General features: G+C 74.1%; 17 protein-coding genes. 10 read left to right on the top strand and 7 right to left on the bottom strand.

The features are described from left to right. The first annotated feature begins 47 nt into the window (after positions 1-47). The 9 genes from CW362_RS15055 to lgt all read left to right on the top strand — a co-directional run bounded on the left by CW362_RS15055 (position 48) and on the right by lgt (position 7,642). A complete protein-coding gene (locus CW362_RS15055) occupies positions 48-701 on the top strand; it encodes a TIGR02234 family membrane protein (RefSeq protein WP_103549957.1) in 654 nt (217 codons plus the stop codon). Positions 702-858: 157 nt separating this feature from the next. Beyond that, the gene (locus CW362_RS15050) at positions 859-1,104 is read left to right on the top strand and encodes an HGxxPAAW family protein (RefSeq protein WP_103549956.1); all 246 of its coding nucleotides are present in this window, start codon (positions 859-861) and stop codon (positions 1,102-1,104) included. A gap of 93 nt (positions 1,105-1,197) precedes the next feature. After that, a complete protein-coding gene (locus CW362_RS15045; protein WP_103549955.1) occupies positions 1,198-1,647 on the top strand; it encodes a DUF2752 domain-containing protein in 450 nt (149 codons plus the stop codon). 167 nt (positions 1,648-1,814) lie between these two features. Continuing rightward, positions 1,815-2,624: an indole-3-glycerol phosphate synthase TrpC gene (gene trpC, locus CW362_RS15040; RefSeq protein WP_103549954.1), complete on the top strand. Its 810-nt coding sequence runs from the start codon at positions 1,815-1,817 to the stop codon at positions 2,622-2,624. 214 nt (positions 2,625-2,838) lie between these two features. Next, positions 2,839-3,051 (top strand): tryptophan biosynthesis modulator TrpM, encoded by a 213-nt coding sequence (gene trpM / locus CW362_RS15035; RefSeq protein WP_103549976.1) that lies wholly within the window; start codon positions 2,839-2,841, stop codon positions 3,049-3,051. 316 nt (positions 3,052-3,367) lie between these two features. After that, positions 3,368-4,660 carry a tryptophan synthase subunit beta gene (gene trpB, locus CW362_RS15030; RefSeq protein WP_103549953.1) on the top strand — a complete coding sequence of 431 codons (1,293 nt, stop codon included), beginning with the start codon at positions 3,368-3,370 and terminating at the stop codon, positions 4,658-4,660. Beyond that, complete coding sequence (gene trpA / locus CW362_RS15025; RefSeq protein ID WP_103549952.1) at positions 4,657-5,472, top strand: tryptophan synthase subunit alpha; 816 nt, start codon at positions 4,657-4,659, stop codon at positions 5,470-5,472. Before trpB ends, trpA begins: the two co-directional genes overlap by 4 nt. A gap of 158 nt (positions 5,473-5,630) precedes the next feature. Then, positions 5,631-6,407 (top strand): DsbA family protein, encoded by a 777-nt coding sequence (locus CW362_RS15020; RefSeq protein ID WP_162684083.1) that lies wholly within the window; start codon positions 5,631-5,633, stop codon positions 6,405-6,407. Between the two features lie 119 nt (positions 6,408-6,526). Then, positions 6,527-7,642 (top strand): prolipoprotein diacylglyceryl transferase, encoded by a 1,116-nt coding sequence (lgt, locus tag CW362_RS15015; protein WP_103549950.1) that lies wholly within the window; start codon positions 6,527-6,529, stop codon positions 7,640-7,642. 112 nt (positions 7,643-7,754) lie between these two features. Here the strand turns inward: lgt and CW362_RS15010 are convergent, their stop codons facing one another. The 7 genes from CW362_RS15010 to CW362_RS14980 all read right to left on the bottom strand — a co-directional run bounded on the left by CW362_RS15010 (position 7,755) and on the right by CW362_RS14980 (position 15,886). Continuing rightward, positions 7,755-8,594, bottom strand: a complete 840-nt coding sequence (locus CW362_RS15010) for an HpcH/HpaI aldolase/citrate lyase family protein (protein ID WP_103549949.1) — start codon at positions 8,592-8,594, stop codon at positions 7,755-7,757. Next, positions 8,591-9,793, bottom strand: coding sequence for a CaiB/BaiF CoA transferase family protein (locus CW362_RS15005; RefSeq protein WP_103549948.1), 1,203 nt, complete (start codon positions 9,791-9,793; stop codon positions 8,591-8,593). The genes CW362_RS15010 and CW362_RS15005 overlap by 4 nt, the downstream gene beginning before the upstream one ends. Next, the gene (gene rbsK, locus CW362_RS15000) at positions 9,790-10,683 is read right to left on the bottom strand and encodes a ribokinase (RefSeq protein WP_103549947.1); all 894 of its coding nucleotides are present in this window, start codon (positions 10,681-10,683) and stop codon (positions 9,790-9,792) included. Before rbsK ends, CW362_RS15005 begins: the two co-directional genes overlap by 4 nt. Further along, entirely contained in the window at positions 10,680-12,044 is a 1,365-nt protein-coding gene (locus CW362_RS14995) for an ADP-ribosylglycohydrolase family protein (protein WP_103549946.1), read from the bottom strand. The genes rbsK and CW362_RS14995 overlap by 4 nt, the downstream gene beginning before the upstream one ends. Continuing rightward, positions 12,032-13,201 carry an ADP-ribosylglycohydrolase family protein gene (locus CW362_RS14990; RefSeq protein ID WP_103549945.1) on the bottom strand — a complete coding sequence of 390 codons (1,170 nt, stop codon included), beginning with the start codon at positions 13,199-13,201 and terminating at the stop codon, positions 12,032-12,034. Before CW362_RS14990 ends, CW362_RS14995 begins: the two co-directional genes overlap by 13 nt. A 7-nt stretch (positions 13,202-13,208) precedes the next feature. Further along, positions 13,209-14,426, bottom strand: coding sequence for an ADP-ribosylglycohydrolase family protein (locus tag CW362_RS14985; protein ID WP_376450458.1), 1,218 nt, complete (start codon positions 14,424-14,426; stop codon positions 13,209-13,211). A 293-nt stretch (positions 14,427-14,719) separates the two neighbouring features. Next, positions 14,720-15,886, bottom strand: a complete 1,167-nt coding sequence (locus CW362_RS14980) for an ADP-ribosylglycohydrolase family protein (RefSeq protein WP_240657798.1) — start codon at positions 15,884-15,886, stop codon at positions 14,720-14,722. 271 nt (positions 15,887-16,157) lie between these two features. On the opposite strand from CW362_RS14980, the gene CW362_RS14975 reads away from it, so the two are divergent. Then, positions 16,158-16,889, top strand: coding sequence for a VIT1/CCC1 transporter family protein (locus tag CW362_RS14975; protein ID WP_103549944.1), 732 nt, complete (start codon positions 16,158-16,160; stop codon positions 16,887-16,889). Positions 16,890-17,196: the final 307 nt, after the last annotated feature.

The raw sequence follows: 17,196 nt of genomic DNA, 5'->3' as shown, positions 1-17,196 counted from the left end.
AGGGTCACGCGGCCCCGGATGACGGTTCGCCCGGGGTTCAGGCGATAGTGGGGTCTGTGACTGCCGTACCTCACCCCCGATCCGAAGCCGCGGGACCCGCCCGGTCCGGCCGCCGCAGCCTTGCCGTGACCCTGCTGAGCGGCGCGCTCGGCGCGGCCGTCACCCTGCTCGCCACCCGGCAGAGCTGGGCGCGGGGGACCGCGACCGTGGCCGGCGGCGACTTCCCGCTGACCGTCAAGGGCAGCGACGTCACGGGTGTGCCCGCGGCGCTCGCGATAGTCGGCCTCGCCGCGCTCGTCGCCGTCTTCGCCGTCCGCCGCTCCGGCCGCCTCCTGGTCTCCGTGCTGCTCTCGCTCTCCGGCGCGGGCATCGCGGTCGCCGCCGTCCTCGGCGCGAGCGACGGCTCCGCCCTCGACGAGCGGGCCGCCGCCGCCTCCGGCAACACCGCCGCCACCGCGGCCGGGACCGGCCACACCCTCTGGCCGTACGTGGCCGTGGCGGGCGGCGCGCTCATCCTGCTGGCCGGCCTGCTCGCGCTGCGCCACGGCCGTTCGTGGCCCGCCATGTCCGGCCGCTACGAGCGGGACGGCAGGCCCCGGCCCCGCAAGGCCAAGCCGGTCGACCCGGACCGCCCCGAGGACCTCTGGAAGGCGCTCGACCGCGGCGAGGACCCCACCGGCCCCGACCCGGCCGGGACCTAGGTCCTCCCGCGCGAAGGTCCCGTGCCCGCCCCCGTCGTCGCGACCCGGAGGACCGGCGGCCGAGGAGTGACCCCGCGATCACGGCGGACCCGCGCGTACGGGACAATGGGCGGTGAGCGTCCGACTCACACACGCATACAGCAACGAGGAGCAAGTCATGGCGGGCAGCAGCCACGGTCACACCCCGGCCGCCTGGACCGGTGTCATCATCGCCTTCATCGGTTTCTGCGTCGCGGGCGCCTTCATGGTCAAGGCCGAACCGCTGGGCTTCTGGGCCGGCATGGCCGTCGTCGTCCTCGGCGGTGTCGTGGGCCTGATCATGCGCAGCATGGGTCTCGGCCAGCCGAAGGCCACCCCGCACCCCGCGAACGCGGCGCGCTCGACCGTGAGCGCCGACGCCTGACCCGCTGAGGCTGTACGGAAGGCGGCCCCGGCACACCCGCCGGGGCCGCCTTCCGCGTACGCGGGCGAGCGCCCGCCCCGCGCGAGGGGCAGAATGCGTCGCGTGAACGCCGAAACCCAGAGGGTGACGCGAACCGGGCCGGACGCCGGCGTCCTGCGGCGGCTCGCCGTTCCCGGCGGACTGCTCGCGGTCGTCGCCGGGGCCTTCGCGTACGTCGGGACCGTCGACCCCGGCGAGCCCGGTCACTACCCCGTCTGCCCGCTGTTCCGCCTCACCGGCCTGTACTGTCCAGGCTGCGGCGGTCTGCGCAGCGCGCACGCCTTCGTGCACGGGGACCTCGCCGCGGCGCTCACGGACAACGCGCTCGCCGTCGGTGGCTACCTGGCCTTCGCGGTGCTGTGGGCCGTCTGGGTGATCCGCGTGGTGCGCGGACGACCGGTCCGGCTCGATCCCGGACCGGTCCACCTGTGGGGTCTGGCCGCGTTGACGCTGGTCTTCACCGTTGTCCGGAACCTGCCCTCCGGCGGGTGGCTGCACCCTTGATGAAATGACAAATGTCCAGGTAATGGGACCGGCGTCAACCGGATGCGAGGGCTACGCCTTCCTCCGGATACCATCGCAGTGAGCCCGACTTTTCCGTCAGAGACGGTGAACCCGGGTCGGCCGCTCGACCGCTTCAACCGTCCACCGCAGGGAAGGGGGCCGCTCGCGTGAGTGTGCTCGACGAGATCATCGACGGAGTCCGTGCCGACCTCGCGGAGCGGCAGGCGCGCGTCAGCCTCGACGAGCTCAAGGAGCGCGCGGCGAAGGCTCCGGCGGCCAAGGACGGGGTGGCAGCCCTGCGCGGTGACGGTGTCAAGGTCATCTGCGAGGTCAAGCGGTCCAGCCCGTCCAAGGGCGCGCTCGCCGCGATCGCCGACCCCGCCGCCCTGGCCGCCGACTACGAGGCGGGCGGCGCGGCCGTCATCTCCGTCCTCACCGAGCAGCGCCGATTCGGCGGCTCGCTCGCCGACCTGGAGGCCGTTCGCGCCCGCGTGGACATCCCGGTGCTGCGCAAGGACTTCATCGTCACCTCGTACCAGCTGTGGGAGGCCCGCGCCTACGGCGCCGACCTGGCGCTGCTCATCGTCGCGGCCCTCGAACAGCCCGCCCTCGAGTCCCTCATCGAGCGTGCCGAGTCCATCGGGCTCACGCCGCTGGTCGAGGTGCACGACGAGGACGAGGTCGAGCGGGCGGTGGACGCCGGCGCGAAGATCATCGGTGTCAACGCGCGCAACCTGAAGACGCTCAAGGTCGACCGCTCGACCTTCGAGCGGGTCGCCCCCGAGATCCCCGACGGCCTCGTCAAGATCGCCGAGTCCGGTGTCCGCGGCCCGCACGACCTCATCGCGTACGCCAACGCGGGCGCCGACGCGGTCCTGGTCGGCGAGTCCCTGGTCACCGGCCGTGACCCGAGGACCGCCGTCTCCGACCTGGTGGCGGCGGGCGCCCACCCGGCCCTGCGGCACGGACGGGACTGACCCGCCGGTGTCCGCCCCGACCCTCGCCACCGCCGTACCCCGTCCGGGCCGATGCCCCGACGGCGTGCCGGCGCGCGCGGGGTCGGACGCGCCGGTCCCGGCCGACGCGCTCCCGCGGGCGCGGGCCGGATCACCCGTGCCGGGGGCGGACGGCGGGAACCCGTCGCCGTCCGTCGGGAACCTCCCCGGCGACCCGGGCGCCGAACGCGCCGGCCTGCCCTCCGGCGCCGCGCTCCCGGTCGCCTCGGCGGCCCGTGACCCCTACGCCCGCCTCGCCCGCGGCTGCCGTCCGCGCGGCTGCCGGGCGCCCGCGCGCCGGGTGCACGGGCGCCGGGTCCGTTACGTCATCGGCGACGAGCCGGGTCAGGTCAACGGCATGCGATGGCCCGGGCGCGTACACGCGCTCACGCCCTCCCCGGCCAGGTGACCCGCACGGGTGAACCCGGCCGACTCCTGGTCCGCCGCGGCGCGGGGACCGGGCAGAGTCCACCGGACACGTGGACCGGACCCGGACCACGCCACACGTGGACCGGGGCCGCGTCCACCCCGCACGGGACCGAGCCGAAAACGGCCACCTGGTCCCCGTGACGGCACGTCCGCCGTCCCGCGCGGACGACGGACGGCGGCAGGACGGGCGGTGCCACCGGCAGACCCGCCGGTGACGGTGGAGCGTGGGTGCGTCCGGTTTCCGTGACCCCTGTCCGATCCCGTAACCGGGGCTGTCGCCCCTGCGAGGTATCCGCATGCCCAGCGAGTTCTTCATTCCCGACCCCGACGGCCAGGTCCCCAGCGCCGAAGGCTACTTCGGCGCGTTCGGCGGCAAGTTCATCCCGGAGGCGCTGGTCGCCGCCGTGGACGAGGTCGCCGTCGAGTACGACAAGGCGAAGGCGGACCCCGAGTTCGCCCGCGAGCTCGACGACCTGCTCGTCCACTACACCGGACGCCCCAGCTCCCTCACCGAGGTGCCGCGCTTCGCCGAGCACGCGGGCGGTGCGCGGATCTTCCTCAAGCGCGAGGACCTGAACCACACCGGCTCGCACAAGATCAACAATGTGCTCGGCCAGGCCCTGCTCACCAAGCGGATGGGCAAGACCCGGGTGATCGCGGAGACCGGCGCCGGCCAGCACGGTGTCGCCACGGCCACCGCCTGCGCGCTCTTCGGCCTCGAATGCACCATCTACATGGGCGAGATCGACACCCAGCGCCAGGCGCTGAACGTGGCCCGGATGCGCATGCTCGGCGCCGAGGTCATCGCCGTGAAGTCCGGCTCCCGCACCCTCAAGGACGCCATCAACGAGGCGTTCCGCGACTGGGTCGCCAACGTCGACCACACCCACTACCTCTTCGGGACCGTCGCGGGACCGCACCCCTTCCCCGCCATGGTCCGCGACTTCCACCGCGTCATCGGAGTCGAGGCCCGCCGGCAGATCCTGGAGCGCGCCGGACGGCTGCCCGACGCCGCCGTCGCCTGCGTCGGCGGCGGCTCCAACGCCATCGGCCTCTTCCACGCCTTCATCCCCGACGAGGGCGTACGCCTGATCGGCTGCGAACCCGCCGGGCACGGCGTGGAGACCGGCGAGCACGCGGCCACCCTGACCGCCGGCGAGCCCGGCATCCTGCACGGGTCACGGTCGTACGTCCTCCAGGACGAGGAGGGCCAGATCACCGAGCCCTACTCGATCTCGGCCGGACTCGACTACCCCGGCATCGGCCCGGAGCACTCCTACCTCAAGGACAGCGGCCGCGGCGAGTACCGCGCGGTCACCGACGACGCGGCGATGCAGGCCCTCAGGCTGCTCTCGCGCACCGAGGGCATCATCCCGGCCATCGAGAGCGCCCACGCGCTGGCCGGGGCCCTGGAGGTCGGCAAGGAGCTGGGCAAGGACGGGCTGATCGTCGTCAACCTGTCCGGGCGCGGCGACAAGGACATGGACACGGCCGCCCGCTACTTCGGCCTCTACGACGACGGCGTCGACGCGGTCGTCGCCGCGGACGCCGACAGCGAGAACGCCGAGATCGAGGGGGACGCAAAGTGAGCGGCAACATCCAGCTGTTGAGCGACACCCTCGCGGGCGCGAAGGCGGAAGGACGGTCCGCCCTCATCGCGTACCTGCCGGCCGGCTTCCCGACCGTCGACGGCGGGATCGCGGCGATCAAGGCCGTCTTCGTCGGCGGCGCCGACGTCGTCGAGGTCGGGCTGCCGCACAGCGACCCCGTCCTCGACGGTCCCGTCATCCAGACCGCCGACGACATCGCCCTGCGCGGCGGCGTCAGGATCGCGGACGTGATGCGGACCGTCCGGGAGGCCTTCGCGGCCACCGGCAAGCCCGTCCTCGTGATGACGTACTGGAACCCGATCGACCGCTACGGCGTCGAGCGCTTCACCGCCGAGCTCGCCGAGGCGGGCGGCGCGGGCTGCATCCTGCCCGACCTGCCCGTCCAGGAGTCGGCGCTGTGGAGGGAGCACGCCGAGAAGCACGGCCTCGCGACCGTCTTCGTCGTCGCGCCCAGCAGCAAGGACGCCCGGCTCGCCGAGATCACCGCGGCCGGCAGCGGCTTCGTGTACGCGGCCTCGCTGATGGGGGTCACCGGGACCCGGGAGTCGGTCGGGAACCAGGCCCAGGACCTGGTGGCCCGCACCAAGGCCACCACCGAGCTGCCCGTCTGCGTCGGCCTCGGCGTCTCCAACGCCGAGCAGGCCGCCGAGGTGGCCGGCTTCGCCGACGGAGTGATCGTCGGCTCGGCGTTCGTGAAGCGGATGCTGGACGCGCCGGACGAGGCGGCCGGTCTCGAGGCCGTACGGGAACTCGCGGCCGACCTCGCGAAGGGTGTGCGCACCAGGGCGTGACGCGATCGTGCGGCGGACCCGCCCGCCCGTACGCGACCGGGCGGGTCGACGCGTACGCGATCGGATCGATCCGTGCGTAACGGACAATCCGCTCACCCGAACGGGTGGACCTCGGGCCGGGGAGGCGCGCTGCGCCTCCCCGGTTCGTTCTGCCGGATGTGAGCGAGAAGAACCGTGACGGAAAGCGCAACGCCCGCGAGCGGCTGGCGGTCGAGCGAGAGAAGCAGAAGGCCGCGGACAAGCGCCGCCGCGCGCTGATCGTGGGGGCCTCGGTGATCTGCGTCCTCGGTCTGGCCGCCGTGATCGGCGTGGTGGCCGCCAACTCGGGCAAGGACAAGAAGAGCGGTGCCTCGGGCCCGGTCGTGTCGCCCTCGGGCGCCACCGGCAAGGACAGTCTCGCGATCCCCGTCGGCAAGGAAGGCGCCGGGTCGACCCTCACGGTGTGGGAGGACTTCCGCTGTCCGGCCTGCCAGGCCTTCGAGGCGGCCTACCGTCCGACGATCCGCGAGCTGACCGACTCCGGGAAGCTGAAGGTCGAGTACCACCTCGTCACGCTGATCGACGGGAACATGGGCGGCAGCGGTTCCCGCAAGGCCGCCAACGCCGCGGCGTGCGCCCAGGACGCCGGGAAGTTCCGCGACTACCACGACGTGCTGTACGAGAACCAGCCCAAGGAGACCGACGACGCCTTCGCCGACAACGCCAAGCTCATCGAGCTCGCCGGCAAGGTGGACGGCCTGGACACCCCGGCCTTCCGCGCCTGCGTCAACGACGGCACCCACGACAGCTGGGTCCAGAAGTCGCACGCCGCGTTCCAGGCCGGCGGCTTCTCGGGCACCCCGACCGTGCTCCTGGGCGGCAAGAACATCTACGAGGACCAGTCGATGACCCCCGCCAAGCTCAAGCAGATGGTGGAGGAGGCGAACAAGGGCTGAGCCGTCCCGTGCGCTCCGGCGCCCCCGCCTTCCACGGGCCGGGGGGCGCCGCACGTTATGGACCCGTTGCGGGGCTGCCCGCCGCGGGCGGCGTCCGGCACGGTAGCGTCGACCCTGCCATGGAACTTGCCTACATTCCCAGCCCGTCGCACGGTGTGCTGCACCTCGGCCCCATTCCGCTGCGCGGCTACGCGTTCTGCATCATCATCGGCGTCTTTCTGGCCGTCTGGCTCGGCAACAAGCGCTGGATCGCCCGGGGCGGGCGGGCCGGCACGGTGGCCGACATCGCGGTCTGGGCCGTGCCCTTCGGTCTCGTCGGCGGCCGGCTCTACCACGTGATCACGGACTACGAGCTGTACTTCAGCGAGGGCCGTGACTGGGTGGACGCCTTCAAGATCTGGCAGGGCGGGCTCGGCATCTGGGGCGCCATCGCCCTCGGTGCGCTGGGCGCCTGGATCGGCTGTCGCCGCCGCGGCATCCCGCTGCCCGCCTGGGCCGACGCCGTGGCACCCGGCATCGCCTTCGCGCAGGCCTGCGGACGCTGGGGCAACTGGTTCAACCAGGAGCTGTACGGCAAGCCGACGGACCTTCCGTGGGCGCTGCACATCACGTCCTCCACGGACGGGCGCGTTCCCGGTTACTACCACCCGACCTTCCTGTACGAGTCCCTGTGGTGCGTCGGCGTCGGATTCCTGGTCATCTGGGCCGACCGCCGCTTCAAGCTCGGCCACGGGCGCGCCTTCGCCCTGTACGTCGCCGCCTACTGCGTCGGCCGGGGCTGGATCGAGTACATGCGCGTCGACGACGCCCACCACATCCTGGGCCTGCGGCTGAACGACTGGACCGCGCTGGTGGTCTTCCTCCTCGCGGTGCTCTACATCGTGATCTCGGCCCGGACGCGTCCGGGACGGGAGGAGATCGTGGAGCCCCACGCCGGGGAGGACGCGCCGGCCGGGGGCGACGGGACCGCTTCCGCCGAGGACGCGGCCGGCGACAAGACCGGCGACAAGCCCGAGGGCGAGGCCGGCGACGGGGCCGAGGACGGCGGCAAGAGCGAGAAGGCGGGGGAGGCCGGGACCGACGGCGACTCCGTCGACCTCGGCAAGCGGACCGCCGCCGAGTCCACCGAGTCCGCCGAGTCCTCGGAGACCGCCGGGACGGAGTCCGAGGAGGAGTCCGGGGCCGGGGCGGAGCCCGTGGCACGGGACGAGGCCGGGTCGGCCAAGAAGAGCTGAGTCTCCCGCACACGGAAGGGGGCGCCGCGTCCGGGACGCGGCGCCCCCTTCGTGCTGCCCCGGGCCCCGGGCCGCGCCGTCCGGGGCCGTGCTGTTCGAGGCGCGCGTGGTCTCAGGCCAGGCGCTGGGCGAGGGCGAGGGTGCGGCGGGCGCCCGTGACCACCGCGGCGTCGACGAAACGGCCGTCCGGGAGGGCCTGCGCGCCGGGATCCCCGGCGGCCGCCCGGATCACGGCCTCGGCGGAGTCGACCTCGGCCGGGGTGGGGAGGTAGGCCCGCTCGATGATGGGGAGCTGGCGGGGGTGGATCGCCGCACGCCCGAGGACGCCGAGGGCGCGGCCGCGCGCACAGGACGAGGCCAGGCCCTCCACGTCGCGGATGTCGGGGTAGACCGACTGGGCCGGCGGGGGCAGGCCCGCGGCCCGGGCGGCCACGACCAGGCGGGCCCGGGACCAGTCGAGGCCCGTCTCGTCACGGACACCGAGATCGGCCCGCAGATCGCTCTCGCCGAGCGAGATCCCGCGCAGCGCGCGGTGCGCCGAGGCGATGGAGTAGGCCTGCTCGATGCCGAGGGCCGACTCCAGCAGGGCGTAGAGGGGGATCGTGCCGCCCTCCGCCGGGGTCGCGTTCGCCGCCACCCGCACGACGTCGTGGCGCGAGGTCACCTTCGGCAGCCGCAGACCGGACAGTCCGCGCAGCGGTGAGAGGGTCTTCAGGTCGGCGTCGCAGAAGGGGCCGTCGAGGGCGTTGACCCGGACGTGCACCGGGACGGGCGGCGTCTCGGCGAGCAGGTCCGCGGTGGCGGAGCGGGCGTACTCCTTGCGGTGCGGCGCGACCGCGTCCTCCAGGTCGACGAGGACGACGTCCGCACCGGAGACGAGGGCCTTGGCCACCACCTCGGGACGGTCCCCCGGCGCGTACAGCCAGGTCAGGGGCAGAAGGTCCGCGGTCACAGCGCCCCCTCCGCCCTCAGCTCCTCGATCTCGGGCACGGTCAGGCCGAGTTCGCCGAGCACGGCGTCGGTGTCCGCACCGTGCGGGCGGCCCGCCCAGCGGATCGCGCCGGGTGTGGCGGAGAGCCGGAAGAGGACGTTCTGCATGCGCAGCGGCCCCAGCTCGGGGTCCTCGACGCGGGTGACCGTGTCGAGGGCCTGGTACTGCGGGTCGCTCATGATGTCCCGGACGTCCTGGACGGGCGCGATCGCCGCCTCCGCCTTCTCGAAGGCGGCGAGGACCTCGTCCCGGGTGCGCTCGGCGATCCACGCGCCGACCGCCCCGTCCAGGACGTCCGCGTGGCGCGCCCGGTCCGCGCCGGTCGCGAACCACGGCTCGTCGATCACGTCGGGGCGGCCGACCAGCCGCATCACCCGCTCGGCGATCGACTGCGCCGACGTCGAGACCGCGACCCAGGAGCCGTCCGCCGTGCGGTAGGTGTTGCGGGGCGCGTTGTTCGCCGAGCGGTTGCCGGTGCGCGGCTGGACATGGCCGAGCTGGTCGTACCAGATCGGCTGCGGGCCGAGGACGGTCAGGATCGGTTCGATGATCGCCATGTCGATCACCTGGCCCTCGCCGGTGCGCTCGCGCGCCCGCAGCGCGGCCATCACGGCGTACGCGGTCGCGAGGCCCGCGATCGAGTCGGCCAGGCCGAACGGCGGCAGGGTCGGCGGCGCGTCGGGCTCGCCGGTGACCGCGGCGAAGCCGCTCATCGCCTCCGCGAGCGTGCCGAAGCCGGGGCGGTGCGCGTACGGGCCGAACTGGCCGAAGGCGGTGACCCGGGCGAGGACCAGCCGGGGGTTGGCCGCGGACAGCTCCGCCCAGCCCAGGTCCCACTTCTCCAGGGTGCCCGGACGGAAGTTCTCGACGATCACGTCGGCGTCCGCGGCGAGCCGGAGCAGGGTCCTGCGGCCGCCGCGCTTCGACAGGTCGAGCGTGATCGTGCGCTTGTTGCGGCCGAGGAGCTTCCACCACAGGCCGATGCCGTCCTTCGAGGGGCCGTGCCCCCGGGACGGGTCCGGCTGGGAGGGGTGTTCGACCTTGACGACCTCCGCGCCGAAGTCGCCGAGCATGGTGGCGGCGAGCGGCCCGGCGAACAGGGTCGCGAGGTCGAGGACGCGCAGGCCGTCGAGGGGGCCGCCCCTGCCGGGCCCGCTCATGCGCCGGCCTGGGTGTCGATCTCGGAGCGGTACGGCATCGAGGACGTCGCCCCGTGCCGCTGCACCGACACCGAGGCGGCCGCCGAGGCCCACACCATGGCCTCCGACATCTCCCGGCCCTCGGCGAGCGCCACCGCCAGGGTGCCGACGAAGGTGTCGCCCGCCGCGGTGGAGTCGACCGCGGTCACCTTGGGCGCGGGCACCGTGATGGGGGCGGCGCCCCGGGCCGCGTACAGGCTGCCCTCGGCGCCGAGGGTGACGACGACCTCCGGGACCTGTTCGAGCAGCGCCGCGGCGGCTCCGCGCGGATCGGTGAAGCCGGTGAGCGCGGCGGCCTCGTGCTGGTTGGGCACCAACAGGTCGACGGCGGACAGCAGCTGGGGCGACAGGAACTGCGCGGGTGCCGGGGTCAGGATCGTCCGGACGCCGTGTCTGCGGGCGGCCTCCGCGCCGGCGAGCACGGCCTCCAGCGGGATCTCGAGCTGGAGGAGCAGCGCGTCGGCGCTGGCGATGAGGCCCTCGTCGCCGGGGGCGAGGGAGGTGACGGTGCCGTTGGCGCCGGGGATGACGACGATCGCGTTGCCGCCCTCGTCGTCCACCACGATGTGAGCGGTGCCGGACGGGCCCTCGGTGGTGCGCAGATGGTCGGTGTTCACGCCGAAGTGCTCCAACGTGGAACGGAGTTGGCTGCCGAAGGAGTCGGCGCCCACCGCGCCGACCAGGGAGACGTCGGCGCCCGCGTGCGCGGCGGCCACCGCCTGGTTCGCGCCCTTGCCGCCGGGGATCGTACGGAACTCCCGTCCCGTCACGGTCTCTCCGCGCTGGGGGGCCTTGGCGACATACGCGACGAGGTCCATGTTCGTGCTGCCGAGCACGGCGATGTGGGTCATGGGCGAACGGTCTCCCGGTGTGTGAGGTGGGCGAGGGCGTCGAAGCCGATGCCGTCGAAGGCGGCGACGGAGGTGGCCAGCCGGTTCTTGAGGGGACCCGTGAAGCGGTCGGGCAGGGCGGCGGGGTCGCCCGTGAGCAGGCCGGCGATGCTTCCGGCCGTCGCGCCGTTCGAGTCGGTGTCCAGACCGCCGGACACCGCCCGGCAGACGGAGCCGGTGAAGTCGCCGTCCGCGTGGGTGAGGGCGGCGGCGATCAGCGCGGTGTTGGGGACGGCGTGGACCCAGTGGCAGTCGCGGTGGACGGTGTGCAGTTCGTCGACGACCGCGTCGAAGTCCGGTGTCGTACGGGCCAGCCGGACGGCGTGGCGGACCGCCCGGGCCAGTCGGGAGCCGGGCGGGACGACCCTCAGTCCGGTGCGCAGACAGGCGTGGACGTCGGTGGCCGGGACGGCCGCCCCGGCGATGGCGGCGGCCGTGAACATCGCCGCGTAGACGCCGTTGGCCGTGTGGGTGAGGGTGGCGTCGCGGTACGCCTGTTCCGCGGCCCGGGCCGGGTCGCCCGGGTTGGTCCAGCCGTGCACGTCCGCGCGGATCAGGGCGCCGATCCACTCGCGGAACGGGTTGTGGCGGCGGGCGGTGTCCGGGGGCTCGACACCGCCGAGGAGGTTGCGGTAGGCGACGCGTTCCGCGGTGAAGGTGCGGCCGGCGGGGAGTTCGTCGAGCCAGAGGCGGGCCACGTCCGCGGTGGTGAAGCCGCGACCGTACCGCTGGAGCAACAGCAGGTTCAGGAGCGGGTAGTTGAGGTCGTCGTCCTCCGGCATGCCGTCGATGTTCTCGGCCAGCGAGGTGGCGGCCGAGCGCCGGTTCCAGGGGTGGGCGTCCAGCAGGTCCCGGGGCACGCCCCGCTCGGTGAACCAGGTGCGCAGGGGCCAGTTGCCGGAGGCTCGGGCGAGGGCCCGGATCGCTTCGAGGGGGAGCTTCTCCACGGGTTTGCCGAGCAGGCAGCCCACGGCCCGCCCGAGCCAGGCCGCTTCCAGCCGGAGCGGGCCGGGAGCGGGCACGGGCGCGTACCGAGGGGGCGGCCAGTCGGGGCACCGGTCCTTGATCAGTGCCAGGTCCGTCGGTTCGTCGTCCTCCGTCCCGCCGGGCAGGGCGGCGAGTTCGTCGAGGAGCGCGGCCGCCAGTCGGCGCAGGGACGGCGAGGCCGCCGTCGCCGACGCGCCCGCGCGCGGCGGGGCGGTCCCGCCGCCCGCCGCGTACCAGCGGGCGGCGACGCGGGACGGGTCGCGGCCGTCCTGCACGGCCTGGTGGAGTTCGTGGCCGAGGAGGTCCTCGGGCTGGACCCAGGTCAGCCGGAGCACGGCGCTCCCGCCAGCGCGGCGTACGCCGCCTCGTGGGCCCGGCGGCGGCGGACGTCACGGTCGAAGATCTCCCGGGTCACCCCGGCCAGCGTACGCGCCGGGGCGTCCAGGTCCAGGCGGCTGGACTCGGCCACCGTCTTGGCCCAGTCGTGCGGGACCTCGGAGCCCAGCGCGCCCGAGAGGGCTCCGGCCATGGTGGCGATGGAGTCGCAGTCGCGCCCGTAGTTGACCGAACCGAGGACCGCGTGCCGGAATTCGCCGCCGGACACCAGCAACATGCCCAGCGCGACGGGGAGTTCCTCGATGGAGTGCAGCCGTGAGGGGCGCCGGGCGCCGAGGGAGGGGGAGCGGTAGTCGGGGCCGACGGTGTCGAAGGGGGCCACCGCCCGGCGCAGCGGGACGAGCGCCGACTCGAAGTCCGTGTACCGCGAGGCGACTTCGCAGACCGCCTCGACGGCGGCGCGGGTGCCGTCCTTGGCCAGCGCCAGACACGCGTCGACGACCGAGCGGGGGGTCGCGCCGGGGGAGCAGGCCGCCGCCACGGCCGCCGCGAAGACACCCGCGGCCTCGCGCCCGTACGAGGACTGGTGGGCGCCCGCGATGTCGAGCGCCTCGGCGTACGCGCCCGCCGGGTTCGCCGCGTTGACGAGGCCGACCGGGGCCATGTACATCGCCGCACCGCAGTTGACGATGTTGCCGGCGCCGGCCTCCCGGGGGTCCACGTGGCCGTAGTGGAGGCGGGCGACCATCCACTTCTCGGCGAGGAAGATCCGCTGGAGGGGGAGGGCCTCGGCCTCCAGTTCCGGGATCCAGCGGGGGGTCGTCATCAGGTCGGGGACGAGGTGCTCGGCGACCGCGTAGGCGTCGAGGTGGTCGCGGACGGTCGCGTACACCCGTACCAGCGCATGGGTCATGAGGGTGTCGTCGGTGACGTGTCCGTCGCCCTTGTGGTACGGGGCGACGGGCCGGGCGGTGGGCCAGTCGTCGCCGTTCCAGGGGCCGACGACACCGTGCACGCGTCCGCCGTGGCGCTCGGTGATCTGCTCGGGGGAGTACCCCTCGACGGGGCCGCCGAGGGCGTCGCCGACGGCGGCTCCGACGAGGGCTCCGGTGATCCGTTCGTCGAGGGTTCCCGTTCCTTCTCCTTTGGGCGTCATGCCCGAATCATCCCTCCGGTGCGGCCGGTCCCGGGGAATCGAGCGGGTCGGCGAGTCCCGTCGCCTCCAGGAGTTCGGCGAGCCCGATGAGATCCGTGCCGGTCAGCCGGGGCAGCGCGCAGCCGGACAGGGTGCGGCAGGCCTCGCGCCAGGAGGCGGGGACGGCGGCGCCGCCGCCGAGCGCCCCGGTGAGCGCTCCGGCCAGGGCGGGGGCCGAGTCGGCGACCCGGGACAGACAGGCGGCGGCGGGGACGGCCTCGGCGATCCGGCCGCGCGCGGCCAGCGCCAGGGCCAGGGCGACGGGGACGGTCTCGGCGGCGGCGACCCCGTAGCTGTAGACGTGGTCGACGATCTGGTGCTCGAGGGGCGGGACCAGGGCGAAGGCGCTCTCGCTGCCCCGGGCCAGGGTGAGGGCGTGCCGGGCGTTGCGGCCGATCTCCGTGGCGGCGGGCAGTTCGGCGAGGGCCGCCTCCACGCAGGTGCCGACGTCGTGCCCGGCGAGGGCGAGCGCCACGGCGGCGGCCATGGCGCGGGCACCGTGCACACCGTCGCCGTCCTGGGTGTAGCGGGCGTCGAACTCGGCGAGTTCCGCGGCGAGTCGGGGGTCTCCCGGGTGCGCCACGGCGAGCACGCAGGCCCGCACGCAGGCCGCGTCGTCGAAGTAGTGGGGGTTGTCGTGGCCGGTGGCGGGCGGGCGCAGACCGGTGGCGAGGTTGCCGAGTCCGGCCCGCACCGAGATCCGGGCGCGCAGCGGGAGCAGGGCGGACTCGACCTCGGGGGCGCGGTCCGCGGCGGCGGCGACCTCGCTGGCGACGGCGTTCCAGGACAGGTCGATGGACGCGCGCATCCGGCGGTCGAGGCTCAGGTCGCCGAGCGCCGTGGTCTCCCCGGCCCGCAGCACGGCCTCCGCCGCGAACGCCGCCCACTCGGCGTCGTCCGAGGGGCCGAGCCGCAGCGGTTCGGGCGGCTGGTTCAGCGCGATCGGCACGGGCAGGGTCGTCGTCGCGTTCTGCTCCGCGAAGGTGTCCAGCTCGCGGGTGAGCCGCCGGGTCCACTCGGGCATCCGCGCGGCCCGGTGGCGCGCGGCGGGCCACCCCGCGGCGTCCCCCGAGGCCAGCCCGAGCAACAGCCCCTCGACCCGCCGCACGCCCGTCCCCACGGGGTCCCCGGCTCCCGGCCCGGGACCGACCCGCGGAGAGGCCCCGCGCGGCACCTCCGGCTCCACCACCGACACGAGCACCCCGGCTCCAGCGCCGAGCGTCCCGGTTCCGGCTCCCGTGCCGGGCGTTCCGGATTCCGTTCCCGTGCCGGGTGTCCCAGGTCCCGGTTCCGCGCCGGGCGTTCCGGGCCCTGCTTCCGTGTCCGGAGTCCCCGGCCCCCTCCCGTCGGTGAAGGATCCCGGTCCGGGGTGCGTCGGGGCCGTTCCCGTTCCGGGCCGGAGCGGTGCGGGGGGTGTCGCGGAGGCGGCGCCCTCGCCCGTACGCCCGCCGGGCTCGTCGTCGCCGGCCAGTCCGGGGTTCACCGGAGTGCCCCGGTGCCGACGGCGGGTGTCCCGGGCGCCTCCGGAGGCGGATCCGTGGTCCCGTACGCGTTCCCGGGCGGATCCGTGTCTCCGCGGACGTCCGGAGGGCGGGCCGCGCGTGTCTCGACGGCGGGCGGTACGCGCCCCCCGGCACCCCACTTCTCCTCGTGCTCCGGGGTCAGGAGGTCCGCCACGTCCAGGATGTGGTGGCCCTCCATCGAAGGGAGGCAGCTGCCGCGGGCCGGTCCGACGGCCGCCGCCCACGCGGCGGGGATCGCCGACACGCCCCGGGTCGCGCCCGCCAGCGCCCCGGCCACCGCGGCCGTCGTGTCGGCGTCGCGTCCCATGTTCACCGCGGTGAGGACCGACTCGGTGAACGCCCCGTCCGCCGCCGCGTACGCGCCGAAGGCGAGGGCCACGGCCTCGGGGGCCAGGTCGGTCCACGGGTAGCCGCCGATCACGACCGCAGTGCGCACCGCGCGTTCGCCCCGGTGCGCCACCGCGACCGCGCGGCGCAGCGAGCGGGCCGTCCAGGAGTCGTCCGGGACGACGGCCAGGGCGGAGGCGACGACCGTGGAGGTGGAGGCGCCCGCCATCGCGGCGGCGACCCCGGCCGCGACCGCCTGGCCGCCGTAGAGGCCCTCGCCCTCGTGGCTCACCGAGCCGTCGATCGCCACGAGCCGGGCCGCCTCGGCGGGCCGGCCGGCCGCGAAGACGCCGAAGGGCGCCGCGCGCATGGCGAGACCGTCGCTCCAGGCGTGCCGGTGCTGGGCGGAGATGGGCGCCGCGAGTCCCCGGCGGAGGTTCTCCAGCGTGCCGCGCTCGCTGAATCCGGCGCCGCGGAACGGCCCCTCGTCGCGGTCCGCGATCCACTGGTGCCAGGCCGATTCGACGTGTGCCACGGTCAGCGCCGAGCCGTGCCGGGCCAGCAGCAGCCCCGAGAAGATCGCGTACTCGGTGTCGTCCGTCCCGGCCGGATGCTCGGCGACGTACCCGGTGATCCGGCCCCATCTGGCGCGGATCTCCGACGGCTTCATGTTCTCGGCGGGTGCGCCCAGCGCGTCCCCCACGGCGAGTCCGAGCAGTGCGCCGCGTGCCCGGTCACGTGGACCTGCGGCGTTCCCGGATGCCGGGGCCGAGGGAATGCAGGCGGTGGAAGCCATACGTGCCTCTCCTCTCAGGGCTCCGCCGGCACGCGGAATGCGGCGCGCGGACCCCTTTGCGGATCTGTGCCACGTTGGCGGTTGACAGGAGCCTCGCGGGCTCCTCTGTCACCCGGTCGACATATGTGCATGACATGTCACGGATGAGCGCCGAAGGGTAAAACCGCAGGTTAGCCCAGCCTTTCCTTGCTGGCGGCAGGGAAATTATCAGCGTACTTTCGGAGTTGTCGAAAAGTGGAAACAGTCCAATCAAGCGCTCTGGGGGACCGGTATGGCGATCATCGAGACCGAGGCGACGCTGCATGTGGCGCACCGCGACAACCACACCCACCGTGATGTCAACGGCGGATGGCTGCGCCCGGCCGTGTTCGGCGCCATGGACGGCCTGGTCTCCAACCTCGCCCTGATGACCGGCGTCGCCGGCGGGGCCGTGTCCCAGCAGACGATCGTCATCACCGGACTCGCGGGCCTCGCCGCCGGGGCCTTCTCCATGGCCGCCGGCGAGTACACCTCCGTCGCCTCGCAGCGCGAGCTCGTCGAGGCGGAACTCGACGTCGAGCGGCGCGAGCTGCGCAAGCACCCCAAGGACGAGGAGCGCGAGCTGGCCGCGCTGTACGAGGCCCGGGGCGTCGAGCCCGGCCTGGCCCGCGAGGTGGCCCGGCAGCTCTCCCGCGATCCCGAGCAGGCCCTGGAGATCCACGCGCGCGAGGAGCTCGGCATCGACCCCGGCGACCTGCCCTCCCCGGCCGTCGCCGCCGTGTCCAGCTTCGGCTCGTTCGCGCTCGGCGCCCTGCTCCCCGTACTGCCGTACCTGCTGGGTGCGACCGCGCTGTGGCCCGCGCTGCTCCTCGCCATGGCCGGGCTCTTCGCCTGCGGTGCCGTCGTGGCCAAGGTGACCGCGCGGTCCTGGTGGTTCAGCGGACTGCGGCAGCTCGCCCTGGGTGGTGCCGCGGCGGGTGTGACGTACGCCCTGGGCAGTTTGTTCGGCGCGGCCGTAGGATGAGGTCTCGATCACCTATGCGAGGGACCGCATAAGTAATTGTTACCCGGCGGTTTCGATTCCGTGGCCGCTGGGAATGAGCCGTAAGCACTGCGGGCAATGACGCCCGCGCCGCATCTCTCGCGGCGGATCACGACCTCCACCGCGAACCGGACCGATGGTCATCGATCTGTCCGATTGAGTCCCGATACCTCTCCACCGCTGGGCGCGATACCCCCGCCGCATCCCCCGTGGTGTCCGCATGTTGGAACGCAGTATCCGGTTCCCGGGAACCGCCCCATCATGTAACCTGCACGAAATTTTGCACCCA

It is taken from the genome of Streptomyces populi, from assembly GCF_002911015.1.
GTDB classification, from domain to species: Bacteria; Actinomycetota; Actinomycetes; order Streptomycetales; family Streptomycetaceae; genus Streptomyces; species Streptomyces populi.
Note: the sequence above shows the minus strand (reverse complement) of the source record. Positions and strands in the feature narration are given on the sequence as shown.